The organism is Mycobacteroides franklinii, assembly GCF_001853795.1.
Lineage (GTDB): Bacteria > Actinomycetota > Actinomycetes > Mycobacteriales > Mycobacteriaceae > Mycobacterium > Mycobacterium franklinii.
This window is the reverse complement of sequence record NZ_MLIK01000019.1, coordinates 1,353,683-1,375,973: the sequence shown is the minus strand read 5'-3', so window position 1 is coordinate 1,375,973 and position 22,291 is coordinate 1,353,683. Positions and strand designations below refer to the sequence as shown.

At 65.7% G+C, this 22,291-nt stretch carries 20 protein-coding genes and 1 riboswitch; of the genes, 5 read left to right on the top strand and 15 right to left on the bottom strand.

The window, feature by feature from the left end; genetic code table 11:
- Positions 1-17: 17 nt before the first annotated feature.
- The 5 genes from BKG76_RS14285 to thiO all read right to left on the bottom strand — a co-directional run bounded on the left by BKG76_RS14285 (position 18) and on the right by thiO (position 3,831).
- A complete protein-coding gene (locus tag BKG76_RS14285) occupies positions 18-770 on the bottom strand; it encodes an ABC transporter (protein WP_070938209.1) in 753 nt (250 codons plus the stop codon).
- Positions 770-1,744 carry an ABC transporter ATP-binding protein gene (locus BKG76_RS14280; RefSeq protein ID WP_070938208.1) on the bottom strand — a complete coding sequence of 325 codons (975 nt, stop codon included), beginning with the start codon at positions 1,742-1,744 and terminating at the stop codon, positions 770-772. Before BKG76_RS14280 ends, BKG76_RS14285 begins: the two co-directional genes overlap by 1 nt.
- Positions 1,745-1,761: 17 nt before the next feature.
- The gene (gene thiG / locus BKG76_RS14275; protein WP_070939236.1) at positions 1,762-2,550 is read right to left on the bottom strand and encodes a thiazole synthase; all 789 of its coding nucleotides are present in this window, start codon (positions 2,548-2,550) and stop codon (positions 1,762-1,764) included.
- Positions 2,551-2,563: 13 nt separating this feature from the next.
- Entirely contained in the window at positions 2,564-2,761 is a 198-nt protein-coding gene (thiS, locus tag BKG76_RS14270) for a sulfur carrier protein ThiS (RefSeq protein ID WP_070938207.1), read from the bottom strand.
- Complete coding sequence (gene thiO, locus BKG76_RS14265; RefSeq protein ID WP_070939235.1) at positions 2,758-3,831, bottom strand: glycine oxidase ThiO; 1,074 nt, start codon at positions 3,829-3,831, stop codon at positions 2,758-2,760. The genes thiS and thiO overlap by 4 nt, the downstream gene beginning before the upstream one ends.
- Positions 3,831-3,946: riboswitch (TPP riboswitch) on the bottom strand. Its footprint overlaps the gene before it by 1 nt.
- A 24-nt stretch (positions 3,947-3,970) precedes the next feature.
- Here thiO and thiE point away from each other — a divergent pair.
- Positions 3,971-4,642, top strand: a complete 672-nt coding sequence (gene thiE, locus BKG76_RS14260) for a thiamine phosphate synthase (protein WP_070938206.1) — start codon at positions 3,971-3,973, stop codon at positions 4,640-4,642.
- Positions 4,643-4,692: 50 nt separating this feature from the next.
- Here thiE and BKG76_RS14255 read toward each other — a convergent pair whose 3' ends face one another.
- Positions 4,693-5,064, bottom strand: a complete 372-nt coding sequence (locus BKG76_RS14255) for a hypothetical protein (RefSeq protein ID WP_070938205.1) — start codon at positions 5,062-5,064, stop codon at positions 4,693-4,695.
- A gap of 9 nt (positions 5,065-5,073) precedes the next feature.
- Positions 5,074-5,622: an NUDIX domain-containing protein gene (locus BKG76_RS14250; RefSeq protein WP_070938204.1), complete on the bottom strand. Its 549-nt coding sequence runs from the start codon at positions 5,620-5,622 to the stop codon at positions 5,074-5,076.
- A 76-nt stretch (positions 5,623-5,698) separates the two neighbouring features.
- Here BKG76_RS14250 and BKG76_RS14245 point away from each other — a divergent pair, with 76 nt between their 5' ends.
- From BKG76_RS14245 to BKG76_RS14235, 3 genes are read left to right on the top strand one after another with little or no spacing between them, the layout of a single operon-like run.
- Entirely contained in the window at positions 5,699-7,027 is a 1,329-nt protein-coding gene (locus tag BKG76_RS14245) for a hypothetical protein (protein WP_070938203.1), read from the top strand.
- Between the two features lie 8 nt (positions 7,028-7,035).
- Entirely contained in the window at positions 7,036-8,004 is a 969-nt protein-coding gene (locus BKG76_RS14240; protein WP_070939234.1) for a glutamate ABC transporter substrate-binding protein, read from the top strand.
- Positions 8,004-10,295, top strand: coding sequence for a serine/threonine-protein kinase PknG (locus tag BKG76_RS14235; protein ID WP_070939233.1), 2,292 nt, complete (start codon positions 8,004-8,006; stop codon positions 10,293-10,295). The genes BKG76_RS14240 and BKG76_RS14235 overlap by 1 nt, the downstream gene beginning before the upstream one ends.
- A 17-nt stretch (positions 10,296-10,312) precedes the next feature.
- Here the strand turns inward: BKG76_RS14235 and BKG76_RS14230 are convergent, their stop codons facing one another.
- From BKG76_RS14230 to fgd, 5 genes are read right to left on the bottom strand one after another with little or no spacing between them, the layout of a single operon-like run.
- Positions 10,313-11,431 (bottom strand): acetate kinase, encoded by a 1,119-nt coding sequence (locus tag BKG76_RS14230; RefSeq protein ID WP_070938202.1) that lies wholly within the window; start codon positions 11,429-11,431, stop codon positions 10,313-10,315.
- The gene (gene pta / locus BKG76_RS14225) at positions 11,428-13,509 is read right to left on the bottom strand and encodes a phosphate acetyltransferase (RefSeq protein WP_070938201.1); all 2,082 of its coding nucleotides are present in this window, start codon (positions 13,507-13,509) and stop codon (positions 11,428-11,430) included. Before pta ends, BKG76_RS14230 begins: the two co-directional genes overlap by 4 nt.
- Positions 13,506-16,499, bottom strand: a complete 2,994-nt coding sequence (locus BKG76_RS14220) for an alpha-mannosidase (RefSeq protein ID WP_070938200.1) — start codon at positions 16,497-16,499, stop codon at positions 13,506-13,508. Before BKG76_RS14220 ends, pta begins: the two co-directional genes overlap by 4 nt.
- Positions 16,500-16,530: 31 nt before the next feature.
- The gene (locus BKG76_RS14215) at positions 16,531-16,881 is read right to left on the bottom strand and encodes a nitroreductase/quinone reductase family protein (protein ID WP_070938199.1); all 351 of its coding nucleotides are present in this window, start codon (positions 16,879-16,881) and stop codon (positions 16,531-16,533) included.
- A 60-nt stretch (positions 16,882-16,941) separates the two neighbouring features.
- Positions 16,942-17,955, bottom strand: a complete 1,014-nt coding sequence (gene fgd, locus BKG76_RS14210; protein WP_070938198.1) for a glucose-6-phosphate dehydrogenase (coenzyme-F420) — start codon at positions 17,953-17,955, stop codon at positions 16,942-16,944.
- Between the two features lie 102 nt (positions 17,956-18,057).
- Between fgd and BKG76_RS14205 the strand changes: the two genes are divergently transcribed.
- The gene (locus BKG76_RS14205; protein WP_070938197.1) at positions 18,058-18,789 is read left to right on the top strand and encodes an MBL fold metallo-hydrolase; all 732 of its coding nucleotides are present in this window, start codon (positions 18,058-18,060) and stop codon (positions 18,787-18,789) included.
- On the opposite strand, the gene BKG76_RS14200 is transcribed toward BKG76_RS14205, so the two are convergent.
- From BKG76_RS14200 to BKG76_RS14190, 3 genes are read right to left on the bottom strand one after another with little or no spacing between them, the layout of a single operon-like run.
- Positions 18,751-20,112: an NtaA/DmoA family FMN-dependent monooxygenase gene (locus BKG76_RS14200; RefSeq protein ID WP_070938196.1), complete on the bottom strand. Its 1,362-nt coding sequence runs from the start codon at positions 20,110-20,112 to the stop codon at positions 18,751-18,753. The two genes, BKG76_RS14205 and BKG76_RS14200, sit on opposite strands and share 39 nt — an antisense overlap.
- Positions 20,112-21,224 carry an LLM class flavin-dependent oxidoreductase gene (locus BKG76_RS14195; protein WP_070938195.1) on the bottom strand — a complete coding sequence of 371 codons (1,113 nt, stop codon included), beginning with the start codon at positions 21,222-21,224 and terminating at the stop codon, positions 20,112-20,114. The genes BKG76_RS14200 and BKG76_RS14195 overlap by 1 nt, the downstream gene beginning before the upstream one ends.
- Positions 21,221-22,285, bottom strand: a complete 1,065-nt coding sequence (locus BKG76_RS14190; RefSeq protein ID WP_070939232.1) for an LLM class flavin-dependent oxidoreductase — start codon at positions 22,283-22,285, stop codon at positions 21,221-21,223. Before BKG76_RS14190 ends, BKG76_RS14195 begins: the two co-directional genes overlap by 4 nt.
- Positions 22,286-22,291 lie beyond the last annotated feature (6 nt).

Sequence of the window (22,291 nt, the reverse complement as noted above, 5' to 3'; positions counted from 1 at the left end):
CTCTCCCTTGTCCCGACCTAAACGTCGCGTCGCTGCACGACGGCCAGCGCCGCAGCGAGCGTGATGACAACCACGGTAGCAAAGTAGATGAGGGATCCAGTGGTGCCCCAAACGAATCGGACGCCGTCCGAGGTGTACCACGGCACACCGGTAAACCGGATTCCATTCGCAAAAGGAAGGAAGGGCTGCAACGCCTTTCCTGCATCGGTGAGCCAGCCCAGCATCAATTCAAGGACCGTCGGCCACAACAGCAGGACCGCGACTGCTCCCGCGGTGTGCTTCAGCAACACACCCACGGCCACCGCGAGCACCGCACACAAGAACGCGTATACGGTGACCGCACCGATCGTGTTCCATACACCGGCTCTGCCCAACGCCAAGTTCGCGCCGGCCACCGGACCTGCCATCGCCCGCACCAAGGCTATCGAGGTCAGCGCGGTGACCGCGGTGACTACCGCCACCCAGCACCCCGCCACCACCGCCTTGGCGCCGATAACCGTCAATCTGTTGGGCGTGGCCTGAAAGGTGGTTCGCACCATGGCGGTTCGATTCTCATTGGTCACCGTCATAGCGGCCAGCACCATGAGAAGCGGTACGCCGACAAGGGCCGCCCCGCCCGCGGCTTCGCCCGGGGAGATGAGCGTGTAGATAGACGCAGATCCGCCCTGCAGACCCGCCAATCCGACACCCAATGCCAGGGCCAGCAGGCTGCACCACACCGCAGACCGCGAGGTGCATACCTTGATCCGCTCCGCCGCGATGACACCCATCAGCGCGCGCCCTCCTGGTCGGCCACTGCGCCTGCCACTCTTCCCGCAGGCGGATCATCGAGCTGGCTGCGGTACTGCACCGCATCATCGGTCAGCGACAAGTACGCATCCTCCAACGAAACTCGTTGCGGGGAAAGTTCATACAACGTGACACCAAGGCGCGCCGCAAGCTCGCCGACCTGTTCGATGAGGGCGCCGCTGATTTCGAGCACATCGTGCTCTCCCGTGTTTTCCGCATCCGCTACCGAAAAACCGCTCTCTTCCGCGGCGGAGCGCAGGGTGCCGATCTGTGGGCTGCGCACCCGCACCACGTCGGCGCCGGCCCGGCTCACAAACTCGTGCATTGATGTCGCCGCAATCAACCGGCCGCGACCGATGACCACCAATTGATCTGCCGTATTGGCCATTTCAGAGAGCAGATGACTCGATACCAGCACAGTGCGCCCCTGCGCCGCCAGACTCTGCATCAGAGTACGAATCCAATGGATGCCCTCGGGGTCCAGGCCATTGACCGGCTCGTCGAACAGCAGCACCTTGGGATCACCCAGCAGTGCGACCGCAATGCCCAGCCGCTGCGACATACCCAGAGAGAAGGTGCCGGCGTGACGATTCGCCACCTCGGTGAGCCCGACCATCTCCAACACTTCGTCCACCCGCTGGGCGGGAATGTCATTGGCGGCGGCGATCCAGCGCAGGTGATTACGCGCCGAGCGGTTGGGATGAAATTGCTTGGGATCCAACAGCGCGCCGACCTCGCGCAGCGGATGGTCGATCTCGTGGTACTGCTTGCCGCCGATCGTTGCCGTCCCCGATGTGGGGCGAGCCAGCCCGACGATCATCCGCAACGTGGTCGACTTACCCGCGCCGTTGGGCCCCAGGAACCCCGTCACCACGCCCGGCTCGACGGTGACAGAGAGGTCGTGGACCGCCGGAGTCTGGCCATAGACCTTGGTCAGCGACCGCAGTTCGATCATGCGGCCCACTATGCCAGCTATTGCTCGGCGGGTCGGTCCGGCGCCGGGCTGGAGGCCTGCGCCCAGAAGCGCCGCGGTATGCGACCGGCGTGACGCGCGAGGTGACCGGCGGTCACCGCAGCCGACATGGCAGCGGCCATGCGTTCGGGGTCGGCGGCGCGGGTCACGGCCGTCGCAAGCAGTACGGCGTCGCAACCGAGTTCCATGGCCAACGCGGCGTCGCTGGCCGTGCCGATCCCCGCGTCCAGGATCACCGGAACTCCCGCCGCGGCCACAATCATCTCGATGTTATGTGTGTTGATGATGCCCAAGCCCGTTCCAATGGGGGCCCCGAGTGGCATGACCGCCGCACACCCCACGTCTTCCAATCTGCGGGCCAGCACCGGATCGTCGGTCGTGTAGGGCAGTACCACGAAGCCGTCGTCGACGAGTTGCTCGGCCGCCCGCACCAACTCGACCGCGTCGGGCAGCAGCGTGCGTTCGTCGGCGATGACCTCCAGCTTGATCCAGTTGGTCTCCAGCGCTTCGCGAGCCAGGCGTGCCGTCATCACCGCTTCCGCGGAGCCTCGGCATCCCGCGGTGTTGGGCAACGGCATGATGTCGAGCCGTTTGAGCAGATCCAGCACACCGGTGCCGCCCGCGGCGTCCACGCGGCGGATCGCGACGGTGGTCAGCTCCGTACCGGACGCCACCAATGCCCGTTCCAGAATCGAGAGATTCGCGGCACCCCCGGTGCCCATGATGAGCCGGGACCCGAAGGTTCGGCCCGCGATACAGAGCGGCTCATCCACCGTGCGTGTTCCCATGCTTACCTGCGGGTTACCCACCCTGCACCGCCGTCACCACTTCAACCGTGGCACCGACGGAAACCGCGGTGTCCCAATCGGATTTGGGCACCACGGTGTGATTGATGGCCACCGCGATACCGGACTCGGGGAAGCCCAGTTGCTCGAGCAGCTGCCAGATGTTGGCGCCCTCGGTGACCTCGCGCGCGTCACCGTTTACCTGAATGTTCATCGGGCCTCCTGACCGGGTCTACTCACACTGGGTGCCTTCTCAAACCGGCGAGGATCGACGGCGGAAGGCGACTCGCCACCCTCGAGGACTGCCCCGATCGTCTTCGCCGTCCACGGCGCAAGCAGGAAGCCCGATCGGCCATGCCCGGCGGCGACGAGAACGCGGTCGTCGAGTCTCCCCACGAAGGGCAGATTGTCGTCGGTCATCGGCCGCAGGCCCGCCGCGCATTCGGCGAATTCGTACTCGCCCAGACAGGGCAGCACAGCGCACGCGTCATCGAGCAGGTCCCGCACCCCCGCGACGGCGGGCGCGGTGTCGTGTCCGTGCTCGTATTGCGTGGCACCGACGACGACGCCGTCCTCGCGGGGCACCAGGTAGACGTGGCGTCCATGCACCCGGGCGCGAATGACATTCGCCGGCGGCGGCATCGCACCGGGTCGCCGTCGCAGCCGCAGCACCTCCCCCTTCACCGGGCGAACCGGCAGATCCGCGAGTGCCGCAGCCTGCACCCCGTTGGCGATCACCACCTGATCCGCGGACACGTCATCGACCCGGGCAACCGAAGTGCCCTTACGCACACCGAGTGCCTCGCACTGCCCGGTGAGCACCTGCAGCACCTTGCGGTTGTCGACGGAAAGTTCCTCGGGTGCGGTGAACCCGCGGCGAATGTTCTGGGCCAGCAGCGGCTCGATATCGCGGGCGTTGGTGGTCTCGGCCACGCGATGCCCGCGCTCGGCCAGCCAATCCACCATGGTCCGCAGCTCTCCGACGTCAGCGGTGTCCACGGCAACGGTCAGCGAACCCCGCGCGGTGATCACGGTGTTTTCCCCCTCACCGATGAACCCGTCGCGCCAGATTCCGAGGGACTCGATTCCCAGGTCCAGCAGGTCGTCCTCACCCGGCCAGGCCTCGCTGTACGGCGCGAGCATGCCACCGGCTACCCACGACGGGCCCTGTCGGCCATCGTCGTACATGGTGACCTGCCAGCCCGACCGGGCGGCTTCCCGGGCCACGGACAGCCCAATGACTCCGCCGCCGATGACGGCGACCGAGCCTTTTGTAGACGACATCACAATCGGAGCCAACTCCCTTCGCCGGCATGACCCGGATCAGGTACGACGGTCAGGGCTGGAATCGTTGGCCCACTCTCAGCCCCGACATCCCGGGGCTCCCGCGTTACTTACCCCTACAACGCTAGCGTCTTCGACTATGCACTCGCGTTCGGCCCGGCTTGAAGCCGCTCACCTGTACCTCTGCACCGATGCGCGCCGAGAACACGGCGACCTCGCCGAGTTTGTGGACGCCGCCCTCGCGGGCGGGGTGGACATCGTGCAGCTGCGCGACAAGGGATCGGCGGGTGAGCGGCAGTTCGGCAGGCTCGAACCCACCGAAGAACTCGAGTATCTGGCGGTTCTCGGCGAGGCCGCGGCACGGCATGGCGCACTGTTCGCCGTCAACGACCGCGCCGACATCGCCCGGGCGGCGGGCGCCGACGTCCTGCACCTGGGCCAAGACGACCTGCCGCTGGCCGTCGCCAGGGAGATCGTCGGACCGGATGTGCTGATAGGGCGCTCCACGCACGATGCCGAGCAGGCTGCCGCAGCCGCCGGTGACGACGAGATCGACTACTTCTGCTGCGGGCCGTGCTGGCCGACGCCCACGAAACCGGGCCGCACCGCGCCCGGTCTGGGCCTGATCCGAGCCGCGGCTGAACTCGGGACTTCTAAACCCTGGTTTGCGATCGGCGGCATCGACGAGGCGCGGGTGCCCGAGGTGGTCGCCGCCGGGGCGTCACGGATTGTCGTGGTGCGGGCGATCACCGCGGCGGTCGATCCCCGCGCCGCCGCCGCCACACTGCGCGAACTGGCTCACCGAGCGTGAAGCCATTGCGGAGTTTCGGCCCCATTCCCGCGGTAGCTTCACGCTGGGCGTCAGGGCCAGAGCTGCGCCGGGGCGTCGGGGTACTTGGTCTTCCAGGCCGCCCACTGCACGTCGGTGGGGCCGATCGCGCTCTCCAGAATGGTCCACTTGGGCCCGGTCTTCCTGAGTAGTCCCTGGTAGCGGGTCGGGTTCGCGCCGCCGGAGTCCTGCAACCGGCCGTCGACAAGCGCCCAGCCGTCGGCACTCTTGAACGTCTGTACATCGAGGTTGACGGGTTTACCCAGATCAGCCTCGATACGAGCGAGCGCCGCCGCGACCACCTCGTTGCGATCGCCTGGCCCGCTCTCGGCTTTCTCCGAACTACAGGCACCCACCAGCAGGCCGGCGAGTACTGCCAACAGGACAAGGAGGCCTTTACGCATACGTGAACGCTACGGGAGTTGCCAGGCGAAACGCCCGGACTCGAGCTCGACTGTGCCTGCCCCGGCGAAGCCGTTCGATGCCCCTGGCAACGTTTCGACAACCCGCAGCAGCGGCCACGACGATTTGAACCCGGGATGAAGCCGCATGCCCTCGATCTTTTCCTCGGGCACCCACCGAAGCTCGGTGCTTTCGTGGTTGGCCGCCGTCGGCAGCAACTCGGCGGCATCGGCGATCACCGTGGTGTACGTCCAATGCGCCTGCCCGTCAATGCGTTTGGTCACCACGGAGGAACGGATGGTCATCGCGCCGGGAACGATCCCGGCCTCCTCGGCAGCCTCGCGAAGCGCCGCCTCCTCCGCGGACTCGTGGCTGTCGCGGGCACCTCCGGGCAACGCCCACGTACCACCCTGGTGACTCCACCAGGCGCGATGTTGTAGCAGCACAGCGGGCTGGCCGTTCGTTAGCGGCGCACGCAGCAGCAACCCCGCCGCACCGAACCGGCCCCAGAATCGTGCGCCCGTGTCAGCGACAACCCATCCGTCACCGTCGCCACGCACAGAGTCCACAGTAGAGCCACCGAAAGCTAAACATGCTCTTAGACTTCCTATTAAGGCCGGGAGAGGAAGGTAAGAGGTGACTGTCGGGACGACGCGGTTAGCGCACCCGTCGACCGAGCCCGTCGGCGCGGCGACGCCGATCGTGCCAGCTCATCCGTGGTGGTGGTTCCTCAAGTCCACACCCGGCAAGATTCTGCTGCTCGGTATCGCCCTCGCCACCGCCGGCGTGCTGTCCGCGGTGGCGACCTCCGCGAGCGTGCAGGACCGGCAACAAGCCCTGAGCACGGTGCTCAACCACACCGAACCGCTGGCCTACTCGGCCGGGCAGCTGTACAGCACGCTGTCGGTTGCCGATGCCGCGGCGACCACCGCCTTCATTGCGGGTACCGAACCGCAAGGTGTGCGGGAACGATATGAGCAGGCAATCACCGACGCCTCGACCGCGCTAGTCGCGGCCTCCAGCGGGCTTACCGACAAACCGATGCAGGAACTGCTCAGCAGAATCAACGCCGAGCTCTCGGTCTATACCGGACTCATCGAGACCGCGCGCACCAACAACCGGGCGAGCAATCCCGTCGGCGCCTCGTATCTGAGCGAGGCTTCGGCGCTGATGCAGCGCACGATCCTCCCCGATGCGCAGCGCCTCTACGAGGAAACGTCGAATCGCGTCGACCAGGAGACCAGCGCGTCGACGCGGGTGCCGTTCCCGGTGATCCTCATCGTGCTGAGCACCATGATCGGTGGGGTCTTCGGCCATCGTTGGTTGTCCAAGAGGACGCGACGCATGATCAACCCCGGCATGCTGGCCGGTGGATTGGCCCTACTGCTTATGGTGGTTTGGGTGGGTATCGCACTTGCCGTCTCCGCCTCGCTGGGTACCGACGCGCGCAATGGCGGTGCGCACTCGCTGAAAACCATCACCCAACTGGTCATCTCGGCCCAACAGGCCCGCGCCGACGAGACGCTCGCGCTCATCCGCCGCGGCGACGAGAGCGTCCGCAAGAAGTCGTACTACGACCGCATCGACGAGATGGAACGCAAGATAGGCGAATACCTGTCGAACCCTGATGCCATCGCCCGCGCGGACCTGGAACGGGCGCAACAGCTGCTCACCCGGTGGCGGCAGGCCGATGATCGGATCAACGCGTACATCGGTGTCGGCAACTACCAGGCCGCGACCCAGGTGGCCCTCGGCAGCAGCGAATCGGATTCCACACCCGCCTTCGACAGCCTCGACGCGTCATTGCGCAACGCCGTCCAGGACAGCCGCCGCCAGTTGCGGTCGGGGATACTCAATGCCGAGCGCGCGTTGACGTTGTCACCCGCGGGTGCGCTGATCCTTTCGGTGGGTGGCGCGATATGCGTAGGGGTCGGTCTGTGGCCGCGACTGAGCGAGTACCGATGACGAGCGCGATGGCGCGTTGGGGCTACCGATGCGGAGCGCTGGCGCTCACCGCTGCGGTGCTGGCCGGATGTTCGACGCCCGAAAACTCCACACCGCTGCCGCAGCTGACCGTGCCGCGGCCGACCCCCGCGGAAATGACCGAGCAGGAACCCAACCGCGCGCTCCTGGACAAGGTCGACACCTCGTGCGACCCGACGGCAAGCCTGCGCCCCACCAACGACCGAGCCGCCAACGACCAGGCGGTAGCGGCGATCCGCAAGCGTGGACGTCTGGTCGTCGGGCTGGACATCGGGAGCAACCTGTTCAGCTTCCGCGATCCGATCACCGGCGAGCTGACCGGGTTCGACGTCGATATCGCCGGAGAGGTCTCCCGCGACATCTTCGGTACGCCCGAACGGGTGGAGTACCGGATTCTGTCCTCCGCGGATCGCATCGCCGCACTGAAGAACTCGACCGTCGACATCGTGGTGAAGACCATGACCATCACCTGCGAGCGACGCAAAGAAGTCAACTTCTCGTCCGTCTATCTGATGAACTACCAACGGATATTGACGGCCCGCGACTCGGGTATCACCAATGCGCAGGATCTCTCCGGTAGGCGCGTGTGCGCCGCACGGGGTACCACCTCACTGAACCGGCTCTCGCAGATTGAACCGCCCCCGGTCATCATCTCGGTGGTGACCTGGGCCGATTGTCTTGTGGCACTGCAGCAACGGCAGGTCGACGCGGTCAGTACGGATGATTCGATCCTCGCCGGCCTGATGTCCCAGGACCCCTATCTGCACATCATCGGGCCGAACATGAGCGATGAGCCCTACGGGATCGGCATCAAGTTGGAGAACACCGATCTGGTTCGATACGTCAATCGCACCCTGGAGCGCATCCGCCGCGACGGAACCTGGAATGCCTTGTATCGCAAGTGGTTGAGCGTGCTGGGGCCCGCGCCCGCACCTCCGAGCGCAAAGTACCGGGACTGATGAGCGAAGATCCCGACGACCTGGACGGCCCCGACGATCCGGCCGACGACACACCCGCGGACGAAGGTCCGGGCACGCGGCCCGCAACCCTCGCCGACCTAGACGTCGACTCGGCCTCGACCATGCGGCCCGTCGCGACCCGGGCCGTGTTCCGTCCCCCGGACGCCACACAGCCCGCCACGCAGCCCACCACCCAACCTGAGGTTCGGGCCACCACCACTCGGGTACGGCTCTCCCCCACCAGGCGTCTGGGCGGCGGACTGGTGGAAATCCCACGCGTCCCGGAAATCGACCCGCTGGCAGCCCTGATGACCAATCCGGTCGTCGAGGAGTCCAAGCGGTTCTGCTGGAACTGCGGCAAGCCGGTCGGGCGCTCCGGCCAGAGACCGGGAGACGGTCCCGGCTGCAGCGAGGGCACCTGCCCCTCCTGCGGTTCCAGCTTCTCCTTTCTGCCGCAACTCAACCCGGGCGACGTCATCGCCGGGCAGTACGCCATCAAGGGCTGCATCGCGCACGGCGGCTTGGGGTGGATCTACCTGGCGGTGGATCGCAATGTCAACGATCGCCCGGTGGTACTCAAGGGCTTGGTGCACTCCGGCGACGCCGAGGCACAGAACATCGCGATGGCCGAGCGGCGATTCCTCGCCGAGGTGGCCCATCCCTCGATCGTGAAGATCTTCAACTTCGTCGAGCACCCGGATCAGCACGGGAACCCGGTCGGGTACATCGTGATGGAGTACGTCGGCGGCACCTCGCTCAAACAACCCAAGGGCAGCGCGCTTCCCGTCGCCCAGGCCATCGCCTACATGCTGGAAATCCTTCCCGCACTGGGCTTTCTGCATTCCGTCGGGCTCACTTACAACGACCTCAAGCCCGAGAACATCATGATCACCGAGGAGCAGCTCAAGCTCATCGACCTGGGGGCGGTGGCCTCGCTCAACGCCTACGGGAACCTGTACGGCACACCCGGCTACCAGGCGCCCGAGATCTCCAAGACCGGCCCGACCGTGGCCTCGGACATCTACACGGTGGGGCGGACCCTGGCCGTGCTGACCCTGAGAATGCCAACCCGCAAGGGCCGGTACAAGAATGGGCTGCCGAACGAAGACCCGGTACTGGCCAAGTACGACTCGTTCCACCGGTTCCTGCGCCGCGCGATCGATCCCGATCCCAGCGCACGGTTCGGCAGTGCCGAAGAGATGGCCACACAGCTCGTGGGTGTGCTGCGCGAGGTGGTGGCACTGGACACGGGCACTCCCCGACCGGGTATGTCCACGCTGTTCAGCCCGTCGCGATCGACATTCGGGGTTGATCTGCTGGTGGCACACACCGACGTGTACGTCGACGGGCTTGCCCATCCGCCCAGCCTGACGGCCCCGGATATCGTGACGGCCCTTCAGGTTCCGCTTCTGGACCCCACCGATGTGGGTGCCGCGATTCTGCAGGCGACCGTGCTGAGCCAGCCGATACAGACCCTGGAATCGTTGAAGGGGGCACGCCTGGGCCGAATCGACGCCGACGGCGTGGATCTCACCGAGTCGATAGAACTACCGCTGATGGAGGCCCGCGCACTCCTGGATCTGGGTGATGTCGCGAAGGCCAACAGCAAGCTCGACCAGCTCGAAGACCGAGTCGGCACACCGTGGCGGCTCACCTGGTATCGCGGCATGGCCGCACTCCTCAACGGCGACTACGACCAAGCCACAAAGCATTTCACCGCCGTCCTGGACTTCCTGCCCGGCGAGATCGCGCCAAAGATGGCCCTGGCTGCGACCGCTGAACTGGCCGGAGATGAGAAGAACCTCGACTTGTATCGCACCGTATGGTCCACCGACAACAGCGTCATCTCGGCGGGTTACGGGCTGGCCCGCACCCTGGCCGCACGCGGGGAACGGGCAGAGGCCGTGCGCATGCTCGACAACGTGCCACCAACCTCGCGCCATTTCACCACCGCGCGTCTCACCAGCGCGGTGACCCTGCTGTCCGGCCGCACGCTCTCCGAGGTCACCGAGGACGACATCCGCGAGGCCGCGCGCAGGGTCGAGGCGCTACCCGAGACAGAGCCGCGCGTGTTGCAGATAAGGGCGCTGGTGCTGGGCACGGCGCTGGACTGGATCAAGACCAATCATTCGACCGGGCACCACATCCTGGGCGTCCCGTTCACCAAACGCGGCCTGCGCCAAGGGGTTGAGCGGTGCCTACGGGCGCTGGCCCGCCGGGCCACCGAGCGCACCCACCGCTATGCGCTGGTCGATCTGGCCAACGCGACGCGGCCGACCTCACTGCTCTAGTTCGGTCGCGGGTCACGTCAGACGGCGGCCACTGCCGCCCTGGCGATGGCCAGCTCCTCATTGGTCGGCACCACCAGCACGGTCACCCGGGAGGTGTCGGTGGAAATACGGCGGATCTCACCGGAGCGCACCTGGTTTCGTTCCGCGTCGATCTCGATGCCAAGCACTTCCAGCCCCGCCATGGCATCGGCCCGCAACACGGCGTCGTTCTCTCCCGCACCGGCGGTGAACGAGATGACGTCGGCTCCACCCAATGTCGCGACGTACGCGCCGATGTACTTGCGCAGCCGGTGCACGTACACGTTGTAGGCGAGCTGCGCCGCGGCATCTCCCTCATCGATCAGGCGATGCACCTCACGGAAATCATTGGCACCGCATAATCCGAGCATCCCCGAGCGCCGGTTGAACACCGTGTCGATCTCATCGATGCTCATGCCGTGACGCGCCAGGTGGAACACGATCCCGGCGTCGATGTCACCGGTCCGGGTGCCCATCACCAGACCTTCCAGCGGCGTGAGGCCCATCGACGTCTCCACCGCCCGGCCGTGCAGAATCGCCGACGCCGACGCACCGTTGCCCAGGTGCAACACGATCTGGTTGATATCGGCGTACCCGCGCCCGAGAAAGCCGGCGGCTTGCTGCGACACGTACTGGTGTGAGGTGCCGTGAAAGCCGTAGCGCCGGATGCCATAGCGCTCGGCGACATCGCGATCGAGCGCGTAGATGGCCGCCGCCGGCGGCAGGCTGTAGAAGAACGCGGTGTCGAACACCGCCACCTGCGGCACATCGGGCAGCAGGCGCCGCGCGACCTCGATACCCTGCACGCCCGCCGGGTTGTGCAACGGCGCCAGTGAGGACAGCTCGGCGATCTGGGCGACCACCGCGTCGTCGAGCACCGTCGGCTCGTGGAACTTCTGCCCGCCGTGCACCACACGATGGCCGACCACCACCACGTCATCGGTGTCGATGGAGTCGAAGACCAGCCGCAGTGCCTCGTCGTGGTTGCGGACCGGCTCTTCACCGATGCGCTCCACCAGTCCGTGGGCATCCACCCGGCCCGAATCCGGTTCGATGAGCTGATACTTCACCGAGGACGAGCCGCAGTTGAGGACCAGAACCGACCCTTCGGCGCTCACGCTTGTGCCCTTTCTTGTGCCTGAATCGCCGTGATGGCCACGGTATTCACGATGTCTTCCACCAACGCACCACGGGAGAGGTCGTTGATGGGTTTGCGCAGCCCCTGCAGAACGGGCCCGATGGCGATGGCACCCGCGCTGCGTTGCACTGCCTTGTAGGTGTTGTTCCCGGTATTGAGGTCGGGGAAGATCAGCACCGTCGCGCGGCCCGCAACGGGGGAATCGGGCATCTTGGTGGCCGCCACCGACGGCTCGACCGCCGCGTCGTATTGGATGGGGCCCTCCACCAACAGCTCGGGCTGCCGCGAACGAACCAATTCCGTTGCGATGCGCACCTTTTCCACATCCGCGCCGCTACCCGAGGACCCGGTGGAGTAGGACAGCATCGCCACTCGCGGGTCGATGCCGAACTGCGCGGCGGTCCGCGCCGAGGAGATCGCGATATCGGCCAGCTGCTCCGAGGTCGGATCGGGCACGATGGCGCAGTCCCCATAGGCCAGCACCCGGTCGGCCAAACACATCAGGAAGATGCTGGAGACCGTCGAAACATCGGGATTGGTCTTGATGATCTCGAAGGCCGGGCGCACGGTGTGCGCGGTGGTGTGCGCCGCACCCGAGACCATGCCGTCGACGATGTCGTTGTACACCAGCATGGTGCCGAAATACGAGACATTGCGCATGATCTCGCGGGCCCGATCCGGCGTCATGCCCTTGTGTTTGCGCAGCTCGAAGTACTGGCTCGCGAACTGCTCGGCGAGCTCGCTGGTCTTCGGGCTGACCACGAGCGCATTCGAGATATCGACACCGAGCTCGGCAGCACGGGAACGAATCTCGGCTTCCTCGCCCAGAATCGTCAGGTCGGCTACCTGACGTTGCAGCAGTCGGCCGGCAGCCTTGAGGATCCTGTCGTCGTCGCCCTCCGGCAGCACGATGCGCTTGCGGTTGTCCCGCGCACGGTCCAGCAGCTGATACTCGAACATCTGCGGCGTGGTGACCGATGGTATCGGGATAGCGAGCTGTGCAACGAGATCCGCGCCATCCACATACCTGTCCATCAGCGCCAGGGCGGTGTCGATCTTGCGGGCAGAGGCCACCGTGACGCGGCCGCGCGCATGGGCCGCGGCGCTCGCGGTCTCGAAGGTGCCCGAGTCGGTCGCGATGATCGGCAGCCGCAGGCCGAGCCCGTCCACCAGGTCGGCGATCCGTGGATGCAACTTGAGCCCGCCGTTCAGAATAATGGCGGACAGTGACGGAAACCCTTCCGCCACATGTGCACTCGCCACCGCGAGCAGCACGTCGGAGCGATCCGCGGGGAAGATGACGGCCTGCCCCTCCTCGAGGCGCTCGAGGCAGTGTTCGGCCGTCATGCCCGCCACCATGAAGCTGGTGGCCTCACGCGACAGCAGCGCCTCGTCCCCACTGACCAGGGATCCCTTGACCGCCCTCATGAGTTCTTCGACCGACGGCGAGACCAGCAGTGGCACCTCCGGCAGTACCCAGGCCGGCTTGTCGAATCGCGACAACGCGCGGCGCACCTCGTCCAGCTGGTCGGGGTTACATCGATTGGCGACAATCGCCGCGGTGTGCGCGCGCTGCGCCTTGAGCTCGCCGAGGCAGACCTCGGCCAGCGCCGCCACTTCCTCGGGGGTCCGATCGAATCCCTTGATGGTCAACAAGACCGGGGCGCCGAGGTTGACCGCGATGCGGGCATTGGTGCTCAACTCACTGGGACTGGCAACGTCGGTGTAATCGCTGCCGACGATCACCACGGCATCGCAGCGCTCCGCGACCGCGTGGTATCTGTCGACGATTTGGGCTATCGCCGCGTCCGGGTCCTGATGCACATCGTGGTACGAGACGCCGAGACAGTCCTCGTACGCGATGTCGGCAGTACTCTGCTCCAGCAGCAGTTCCAGGATGTAGTCCACGCTTTCCCCGGAGCGCGCAATGGGGCGGAACACGCCCACGCGTGCCACCGACGCGGCCAGCCGATGCATCACACCCAGTGCGACCGTGGACTTTCCGGTATCGCCTTCGGGCGAGGCAATGTAAATACTCGATGCCTTGGGCTGGGTCATGCGCGCCTTTCTACGCCGGGGAAACGCAGCGTGAGGATCTTGAACGGTCGTAGTGCCAGGTGAATCTCGTCGCCGTCGAACCTAACAGTGTCCGACGCATCGATCGGCCGCTCCAGCAGGTCGGTGACGATGGCCTGCCGGTGACTGAAGTTGGTAAGTAGGGTGGCCTCTGCCCGCCCACCATGCGATTCATAAAGCCGCACAACGACATCACCCGAGCCGTCCAGCGCAAGCTTCACCGATTCCACCACGACCGCCGGGTTGTCCAGGCTGACAAGTGGTTCGATGCTCGTCGCGGCGCCGTCAACGATTCGCGGGGCGAGGTTGCGTCGGTACCCCTCCTCGACGGCGTCTCCGATGGTCGCGCCGGGCCGCACGGAGAACTTCAGTCGGTGATGCCCCTGGTCGCAATCGGGATCGGGGAACAGCGGTGCCCGCAACAAGGACATCCGCACCACAGTGGTGGACCCGCGCCGGCTGATGTCGTGCCCATAGGTCGAATCGTTGGCCACCGCCACGCCATACCCGGAATCGCCCACATGCACCCAGCGGTGCGCGCAGATCTCGAATTTGGCTTCATCCCACGAGGTGTTGGCGTGCGTGGGCCTATACACGTGACCGAACTGGGTTTCCGATGCCGATCGGTCGGCCAACACGTCGAACGGGAACGCCAGTTTGAGCAGCTTCTCGGATTCATGCCAATCGATATCGATATCGATGTCCAACACCGACGCCCCTTGCAGCAACGTGATCCGTTGTACAACACGCGAATTCCCGAAAGCTCGTTCGATGACCAGCGTGTCGTCCACAACGGCGACCGACTCCGCCGACGTCAGATTGGTGACGGTGTTGCGGTAGAAACCGTCAATATCCCAGGCGTCCCATTGGTTCGGCGTATCGCGGTGCAATTGCAGCAGGTTTCCGGGCGCCGCCATGGCCTCGCGCCCGCTGGCGGCGTCGACGAGTGAGACCAACAAGCCATCGGTATCGAAGGTGGCAGCGAGGACCCCGTTGTCCAGCCGGAATCCTCCCTGAATCGTTGCGGGAGTGACCCGTTGCGGTTGATCGGCGACGGCCGCGCCCAGCGCGGGCACCCCATCGCAATGGTGTGGCGTGGCGTTGAAGACCAGCCGCTGGTCGCCCGTGCCTGCCAAAGCTCCGATCGCGGACTCGATGATGGTTTCGAGTCTCTTCGCGATCGCCGCATAGTTGCGTTCAGCATCCCTGTGTACCCAGGCGATGGAGCTGCCCGGCAGGATGTCGTGGAACTGCTGCAGTAGTACCAACTTCCAGATCTCGTCGAGCTCTGTGTACGGGTACTGCCAACCTGCGCGCACCGCGGCGGTCGCAGCCCACAGCTCGGCCTCACGCAGCAGATGCTCGCTACGGCGGTTGCCCTGTTTCGTGTTCGCTTGTGAGGTGTAGGTACCGCGGTGCAGCTCGAGGTAGAGCTCGCCGGACCAGCGCGGCGGGTTGACGTATTCGGCTTGGGCGGCCGCGAAGAACTCTGCCGGGGTGCCCAGGGTGACCGTCGGCGATCCTTCCAGGGAACGCTTCCGCGTGGCGTAGGCCAGCATTTCGCGAGTGGGACCGCCGCCGCCGTCTCCGTAACCGAAGGGCACCAGCGACATGGTGCCCGCGCCGGAATCACGATAGTTGCGCTGGGCGTGGGCAAGATCGCCGCCGCCGAGGTCAGAGTTGTAGGTGTCCACGGGCGGGAAGTGCGTGAATACCCCGGTACCGTCGATGCCCTCCCAGATGAAGGTGTGATGCGGCATCCGATTCACGGAGTTCCACGAAATCTTCTGTGTCAAAAAGTATTCCGAGCCGGAGGCGGCGACGATCTGAGGCATGGCCGCGGAGTAGCCGAACGAATCGGGTAACCACACCTCCGGTGTGTCGATTCCGAATTCATCCAGAAAGAACTGCTTACCGGCCACGAACTGGCGGGCCATCGCCTCCGCGCCGGGCATGTTGGTATCGGCCTCCACCCACATGCCGCCCACTGGAATGAACTGTCCCGCAGCGACCTTCTCCTTGATGCGGGCGAACAGGCTCGGGTAGTTGTCTTTGATCCACGCGTACTGCTGCGCCGAGGAACAGGCGAACCGGAAGTCCGGGTGCCGATCCATCAGGTCGACCATGTTGGAGAAGGTTCGCGCGCACTTGCGGACCGTCTCACGCACGGGCCACAACCAGGCCGAGTCGATGTGTGCGTGCCCCACCGCGGTGATCCGATGGGCACTGGCATAGGCGGGTCGTGCCAGGACCTCGGCCAGCTGGGCACGTCCGGCCGCCGCGGTACCGGCGAGGTCGTCCGGGTCCACCGTGTCCAACATGCGTTCGAGGGCGCGCAGGATCTCGTGGCGCCGGGGCAGATCCTCGGGAAGGGTATGCATCAGCCCGTCCAAGGTGGCGATGTCCTGTTGCAGCCCCCACAGATTCAGGTCACGCAACGCGAGGTCGACACCGCCGAGCCGGTACAGCGCATCGTCACCGCTGGTGGCCTTGTCTCCCAAGGGCATCGGTGACCAGAAGTACTTACCGATATCCGGGTTGGCGGCGGCTTCGATGTAGAAGTCCACCGGTGCGTCCGGGTCGTCGATGGGCACGAAGGCGTTGCGCGGCGCGATTCCCTTCACCACGGTGCCATCCGGGCGGTACACCAGACCTTCGGCGTTGAAACCCGGTCCTCCGGTGAAGCCGAGTTCCACCCGCATCTCGGCGGCGCCGTCGGGCCGATCGCGCCACTGCTGCGGAACAGTTCCGGTCACATGCAGCCACATGGTCGACCACGGCGGCCCCCACGGTGTCCCGGGGGTGATCGCACTGAAGTCTTGTGCCACCGCCTCGGCGAATGGCACCGGTTCCCCGGGCACAACCCAGGCGGTCACCGCCAGCGGCGCCGAGTCCACGTAGATGGCACCGTTCAGCCGCTTGTCGACGAAGCGCCGAATGCGATCCTCTACGATTCGCCGGTCGTCATGCATGACCTGACCCTATCGACTTCCCAACTTCGCTCTAGAGGGTCTCGCCAAGACGGACCGCCACCGTCACGCGGCCGTTGTCGTCTTTTTTCGCGATTCCGTAACCGGGCACGTCAACCCCGTTGAGCCGAAGCTGCAGCGGTCTGCCCTCGCCGACGAAGTTGCGCCACCACGTCTTGGACTCGGGAATGCCGACCCAGATGACGATGTCGTCGCCCGAACGCCAGTAGTTGACCGGAGTGCTGAAGATCTGCCCCGACCTGCGGCCCGTGTAGGTGACGACGGTGAAGTATCGGCCCGCCAGACTGCGCAGTCCGGGCACGTTCAGCGCCATCACCGGCACGGTATTGACCGCGTCGACCAAACGTCGGAGTAATGAGCTCATCGCGGCCTAACGGTCTTCACGCAAGCGCTCATCTGTCCCTAACGGTCTTCACGCAAGCGCTCATCCCAGCTTGCGCAGGCGTGGCTCGAGATCGTTCTTGAAAAGCTCCAGGAACCGCTTCTGGTCATGGCCGGGCGAGTGGAACACCAGATGGTTCAGGCCCCAGCCCACATAGTCGGCGACCTTCTCGACGGCCTCGTCCGGGTCGGAGGCGACGATCCAGCGCTTGGCGACCTGTTCGATGGGCAGCTCGTCGGCGGCGCGCTCCATCTCGATGGGGTCGTGGATGCTGTGCTTCTGCTCGGGGGTAAGCGACAGCGGCGCCCAGAAGCGGGTGTTCTCCAGCGCCTTCTCCGGATCCGGGTCGTAGGAGATCTTGATCTCGATCATCCGGTCGATGTCGTCGAAGTTGCGCTCGGCCAGCTCGGCCCCCTCCTTCACGGCGGGGATGAGCTTGTCCTTGTACAGCTCCTCGCCCTTACCGGAGGTGCAGATGAATCCATCGCCGGCACGCCCGGCGTACTTGGCGACGACGGCGCCGCCCGCGGCGATGTAGACGGGGATGCCGCCCTCGGGCACGTCGTAGATGGCGGCACCTTGGGTGCGGTAGTACTCGCCCTCGAAGTCGACACGTTCACCGGTCCACAGCTCACGCATCAGCCGGACCGACTCGCGCAGCCGTGCGAAGCGCTCCTTGAACTCCGGCCATTCGCCGATGAACCCGGTGGCGATCTCGTTGAGCGCCTCGCCGGTGCCGACACCCAGGAAGATGCGGCCGGGGTACAGACAGCCCATGGTGGCGAAGGCCTGGGCGGTGACCGCCGGGTTGTAGCGGAAGGTCGGGGTCAACACCGAGGTGCCGAGCTGCAAGCGCTGGGTGCGCTCACCCACGGCGGTCATCCAGGCCAGCGAGAACGGGGCGTGGCCGCCGTTGTACCGCCAGGGCTGGAAGTGATCGCTCACGGTGGCGCTGTCGAAACCATGTGACTCGGTGGCGACCGCCAACTCGACAAGTTCGCGCGGCGCGAACTGCTCCGCCGATGCCTTGTATCCCAGCTTCAGTTCTCGTGCCATCCGCGCGCTCCTCGCATCAACAGGCTTGTACCGCTCGTCACGCGAGCGGCTCATCGTGAGTTCTTCAACCACCCTAACCAAGGACTCACTACTCTCTATTTCATGGTCGAGATCACCCAGGTCAGCGACGCCGTACACGTGGTCAACGGAGAAGCCGTCAATTGGGTGATCGCCTCGGATGACTCAGGCATCACACTCTTCGACTCCGGCTATCCGGGCGATCGTGAAGACGTACTGAAATCCATTGCGGCACTGGGGCACAAGCCGCAGGATGTGCGGGCCGTGGTGCTCACCCACGGGCACATCGATCACATGGGCACCGCGATCTGGTGGGCCGCCGAGCAGGGAGTCCCCATCTACGCCCACACCGCCGAGTTGGGCAATGTGCGCCGTGACTACGTGGACCAGGCCGAACCGTTCAAGGTGGTGCTGAACTTATGGCGACCGGGATGGCTGCCCTGGGTCATCCACGCGATGCGCCTCGGGGCGGGGGTGCGTGACGGCATTCCGACGGCGGCCCCGCTCGGTCCTGAACTCGCGGACCTACCGGGTGCGCCCGTCCCCATCCCCACCCCCGGTCACAGCAGTGGCCACTGCTCGTTCCTGGTCGCCGGACACGTGCTGGTGGTGGGTGATGCCATCATCACCGGGCATCCGATCGCCACGCGCTCCGGGCCGCAGCTGCTCCCCACCCCTTTTACCCGGGACATGGACCAGGCACGCCGCAGCGCCGAGGCCCTCGCCGATGTCGACGCCGACGTGCTGGCCCCCGGTCACGGCCCGGCGTGGATCGGGTCACTGCGCGACGCGGTCCGCATCGCCCTGGGCGAGTGAGTTGATGGGGTCAAGCCCCAGGTGTTCGCGCAACGTCTCGTGCTCGTAGCCGGTGCGGAAGGCGCCGCGTTCCTGCAAGAGCGGCACCACGGTGTCCACGAAGTCGTCGAGACCGCCCGGGGTCAGATGCGGGACCAGGATGAAACCGTCGCAGGCATCGGCCTGGATGTAGCGATCCACCTCGGCGGCCACATGTGACGGGGTGCCGATGAACTGTTGACGCGACGTCACTTCCTTGATCAGCTCACGGATCGACAGCTTCTTGGCCTCGGCGATTCCCCGGTACTTCGCCGCGATCTCGCGGGGATCGCCGTGGCGGGCCTTGCCCCGGGTGATCGAGGCATCGCCGGTGGGCTCGACATCCGGCAGCGGGCCGTCCGGGTCGTATTCGGAAAGGTCACGGCCCCAGACCTGTTCGAGGTAGGCGATGGCGGTCTGCGGCCCCACCTGCTGATCCCGGATGTACGCCGCCCTTTCGATCGCATCTTCTTCGGTGTCACCGAGGACGAAGGTGGCTCCGGGAAAGACCTTGAGCTGATCCGGGTTTCGGCCATGCGCCGCGGCACGAGCCTTGACGTCGGCGTAATACTTCTGCCCCGCCGGAATCGAGGAATGGATGGTGAACAAGGCATCGGCATGCTTGGCACCGAAGTCGCGCCCATCCGCGGAATCCCCGGCCTGCAGCAGCACCGGGTGGCGTTGGGGCGAAGCCGGAGCGATCGCGACACCACGAACGGCGAACTGCGGGCCTCGGTGATTGACGGGACGCGGCTCGCCGCCCTCGTCCCAGCTGTCCCACAACTTGCGTGCCACGGTGATGAACTCCTCGGCACGGTGATAGCGGTCGGCGTGATCGAGGAACCCACCGCGCCGGAAATTCTCACCGGTGAACGCATCGGAGGAGGTGACCATGTTCCAGCCGGCCCGTCCGTCGGTCAGATGATCCAAGCTGGCGAATTGCCGTGCGACGTTGAAGGGTTCGTTGAAGGTGGTGTTGATGGTGCCCACCAGCCCCAGCCGTTCGGTGACCGCGCCGAGCGCCGCCAGCACGGTGAAGGTATCGGGCCTTCCGACGACGTCGAGGTCGTAGATCCGGTCACGGTGCTCGCGAAGACGCAGCCCCTCGGCAAGGAAGAAGAAGTCGAACAGCCCGCGCTCGGCAGTCCGCGCCAGGTGCACAAAGGATTCGAAATCGATCTGGCTACCCGACGCCGGATCGGACCACACGGTGGTGTTGTTGACTCCCGGAAAGTGGGCAGCAAGGTGAATGGGTTTGCGGTCCTTGCCTTCTCGTACCTGAATCGTGTCCGCTGGGGCGGTCATCAGATCAGCCCCCATTCCTTGGCGATGAGTTCATAGGACCTGCGCCGATCCTCGTGCCGGTAGGTGATGGAGGTGATGACGAGTTCATCGGCGCCGGTGACCCGGGCCAGGGTGTCCAGCCGCTCGGCGACCTGACCGGCATCGCCGACGAACTGGGTGGTGACCCTGTCCTCCGACAGGAGGCGTTCTTCCTCGGTAAGCGGTTGTGCATTATCCGGATTGGGGTACGGGATGGCGCCATGCCCGGATCGAATCGAATGCACCCAGCGGCCAAAGGTGCTGGTGAGGCGACGAGCAGTGGGCTCGTCGTCGGCGGCCACCGCATCCGCGGAGACAATGACGTACGGCTCGGCCAGCGCCGTCGAGGGCCGGAACGCGTCGCGGTAGGCCTCGACCGCCTCCAGGGTGGACCAGGGCGTGACATGGTAATTCGCCACGAACGGCAGACCGCGTCGCGCGGCGACCTGAGCAGACTCGCCCTTACTGGACCCGAAGAGCCACAGCGGCAGGTCGGCCCCCTCGCCCGGTCGGATATGCAGCGCAACACCTTCCGGGCTGACATAGCTGCCGTCGAGGAATGCCTGGATGTCGGCCACCTGCCGATCGAAATCCGCGACCTGTGCGCCGGGCTGCTGCAGGGTGGCGGCGGTGGCCCGTAGTTTCGGATTGTCCTTGATGCCGAATTCGGTGGGCGCCTTCGGGATGAACAGACCGTCGACCTCGTGTGCCGGCGCGGGTTCGGGCTTCTGCTCGTTTCCAGCCAGCCGATCCCTGATGCGATGTCCGGTACGCCCGAGCCCGAGGTCGATGCGGCCCGGGTACAGCGCATCGAGAATGCCGAAGCTTTCGACCACCGCGGCGGGCGTGGTGGAGGCGATCTGAACGGCACCGGCGCCTACCCGAATCCGCTGGGTGGCGGCGGCGATATGCGCGATGACCAGCGCGGGAACAGTACTCGCCACCGCGACGAAGTGATGTTCGGCGAGCCAGTAGCGGCGGTATCCCCATTGCTCCACATGCTGGGCCAGATCGATCGAATGACGCAATGCCGTAGCGGCATCCGATCCTTCGCTGACCGGGGACAGGTCGAGAACAGAGAGCGGGACGTTCATGCCGACTTCCTTGCATAGCGGTTGGTGGCGGTGGGTAGACCGAGCCGTTCGCGCAGCGTTCCGTTGTCATACTCGGCGCGGAACCCGTGGTGGGCCTGAAGAAGGGGCACTAGTTCGTCAACTATGACCGGGACGTCGAGCGCGTTGACGGCGGGCCGCAACCGCACGCCGTCAATACCCCACTCATGCCACTGGGCGACCAGGTCCGCCAGTTCCGGCGCCTGACCCGTGAATATCGCCGCATCCGAGTGGAATTCATCCTCGCGGCCAAACGAGACCACGAGATCAGCCAGCACCTTGATGACCCGATGGCCTGCCGTGTTGTGCAGACGGGCCGGAATCTCGGCGGCCGAGGCCCCGTCGTGTGGAGTGACGAAGATGAGGTCGGCGTTCTTCGCGGCGAAGGCCTGTCCTGGCCGGCTCCGGGCGAGCGCGGCGACCACCGATTGCCCCTGCGGTGACCTGGGAGTAATGGACGGGCCCTTCACCGAGAAGAACCGGCCCTCGAAATCGACGTAGTGCAGTTTGTCCCTGTCGATGAACCGCCCCGTCGCCACGTCCCGGATCTCCGCGTCGTCCTCCCAGCTGTCCCATAACCGCCGGACCACCTCCACGGAGTCGGCGGCCTCCTCCAGCAGGTCTGGCAACGGAAGAACCTTGGTGCGACCGAACGCGTCGGCCTCGTCCTCGGTGTCGGCGATGGTCACCTGCCAGCCGGCGCGGCCACCGGAGACGATATCCAGGGTCGCGATCGACTTGGAGATGTGAAACGGCTCGTTATGGGTGGCCGGCGCGGTGGCGATGAGCCCGATATGACTTGTCACCGGGGCGACGCGTGCGGCGGTCAGCGTCGCGTCGAGGCGGCCGCCGGGAGTGCGGCCGAACGAGTCCTCGAACGTCACGAAATCCAGCAGCCCGTGCTCGGCAAGTTGGACCTGCTCGGCCCAGTACTTGCCGGTCAAGGGGCTGCCGGCATGCTCATCCGCGTTCGGATGCCAGCCGTGTCCGTCCAGGGCCAGGCCGAGCAGTACCGATGAGCCGCTTACGTCAAGAGGAGGCACGGTCGT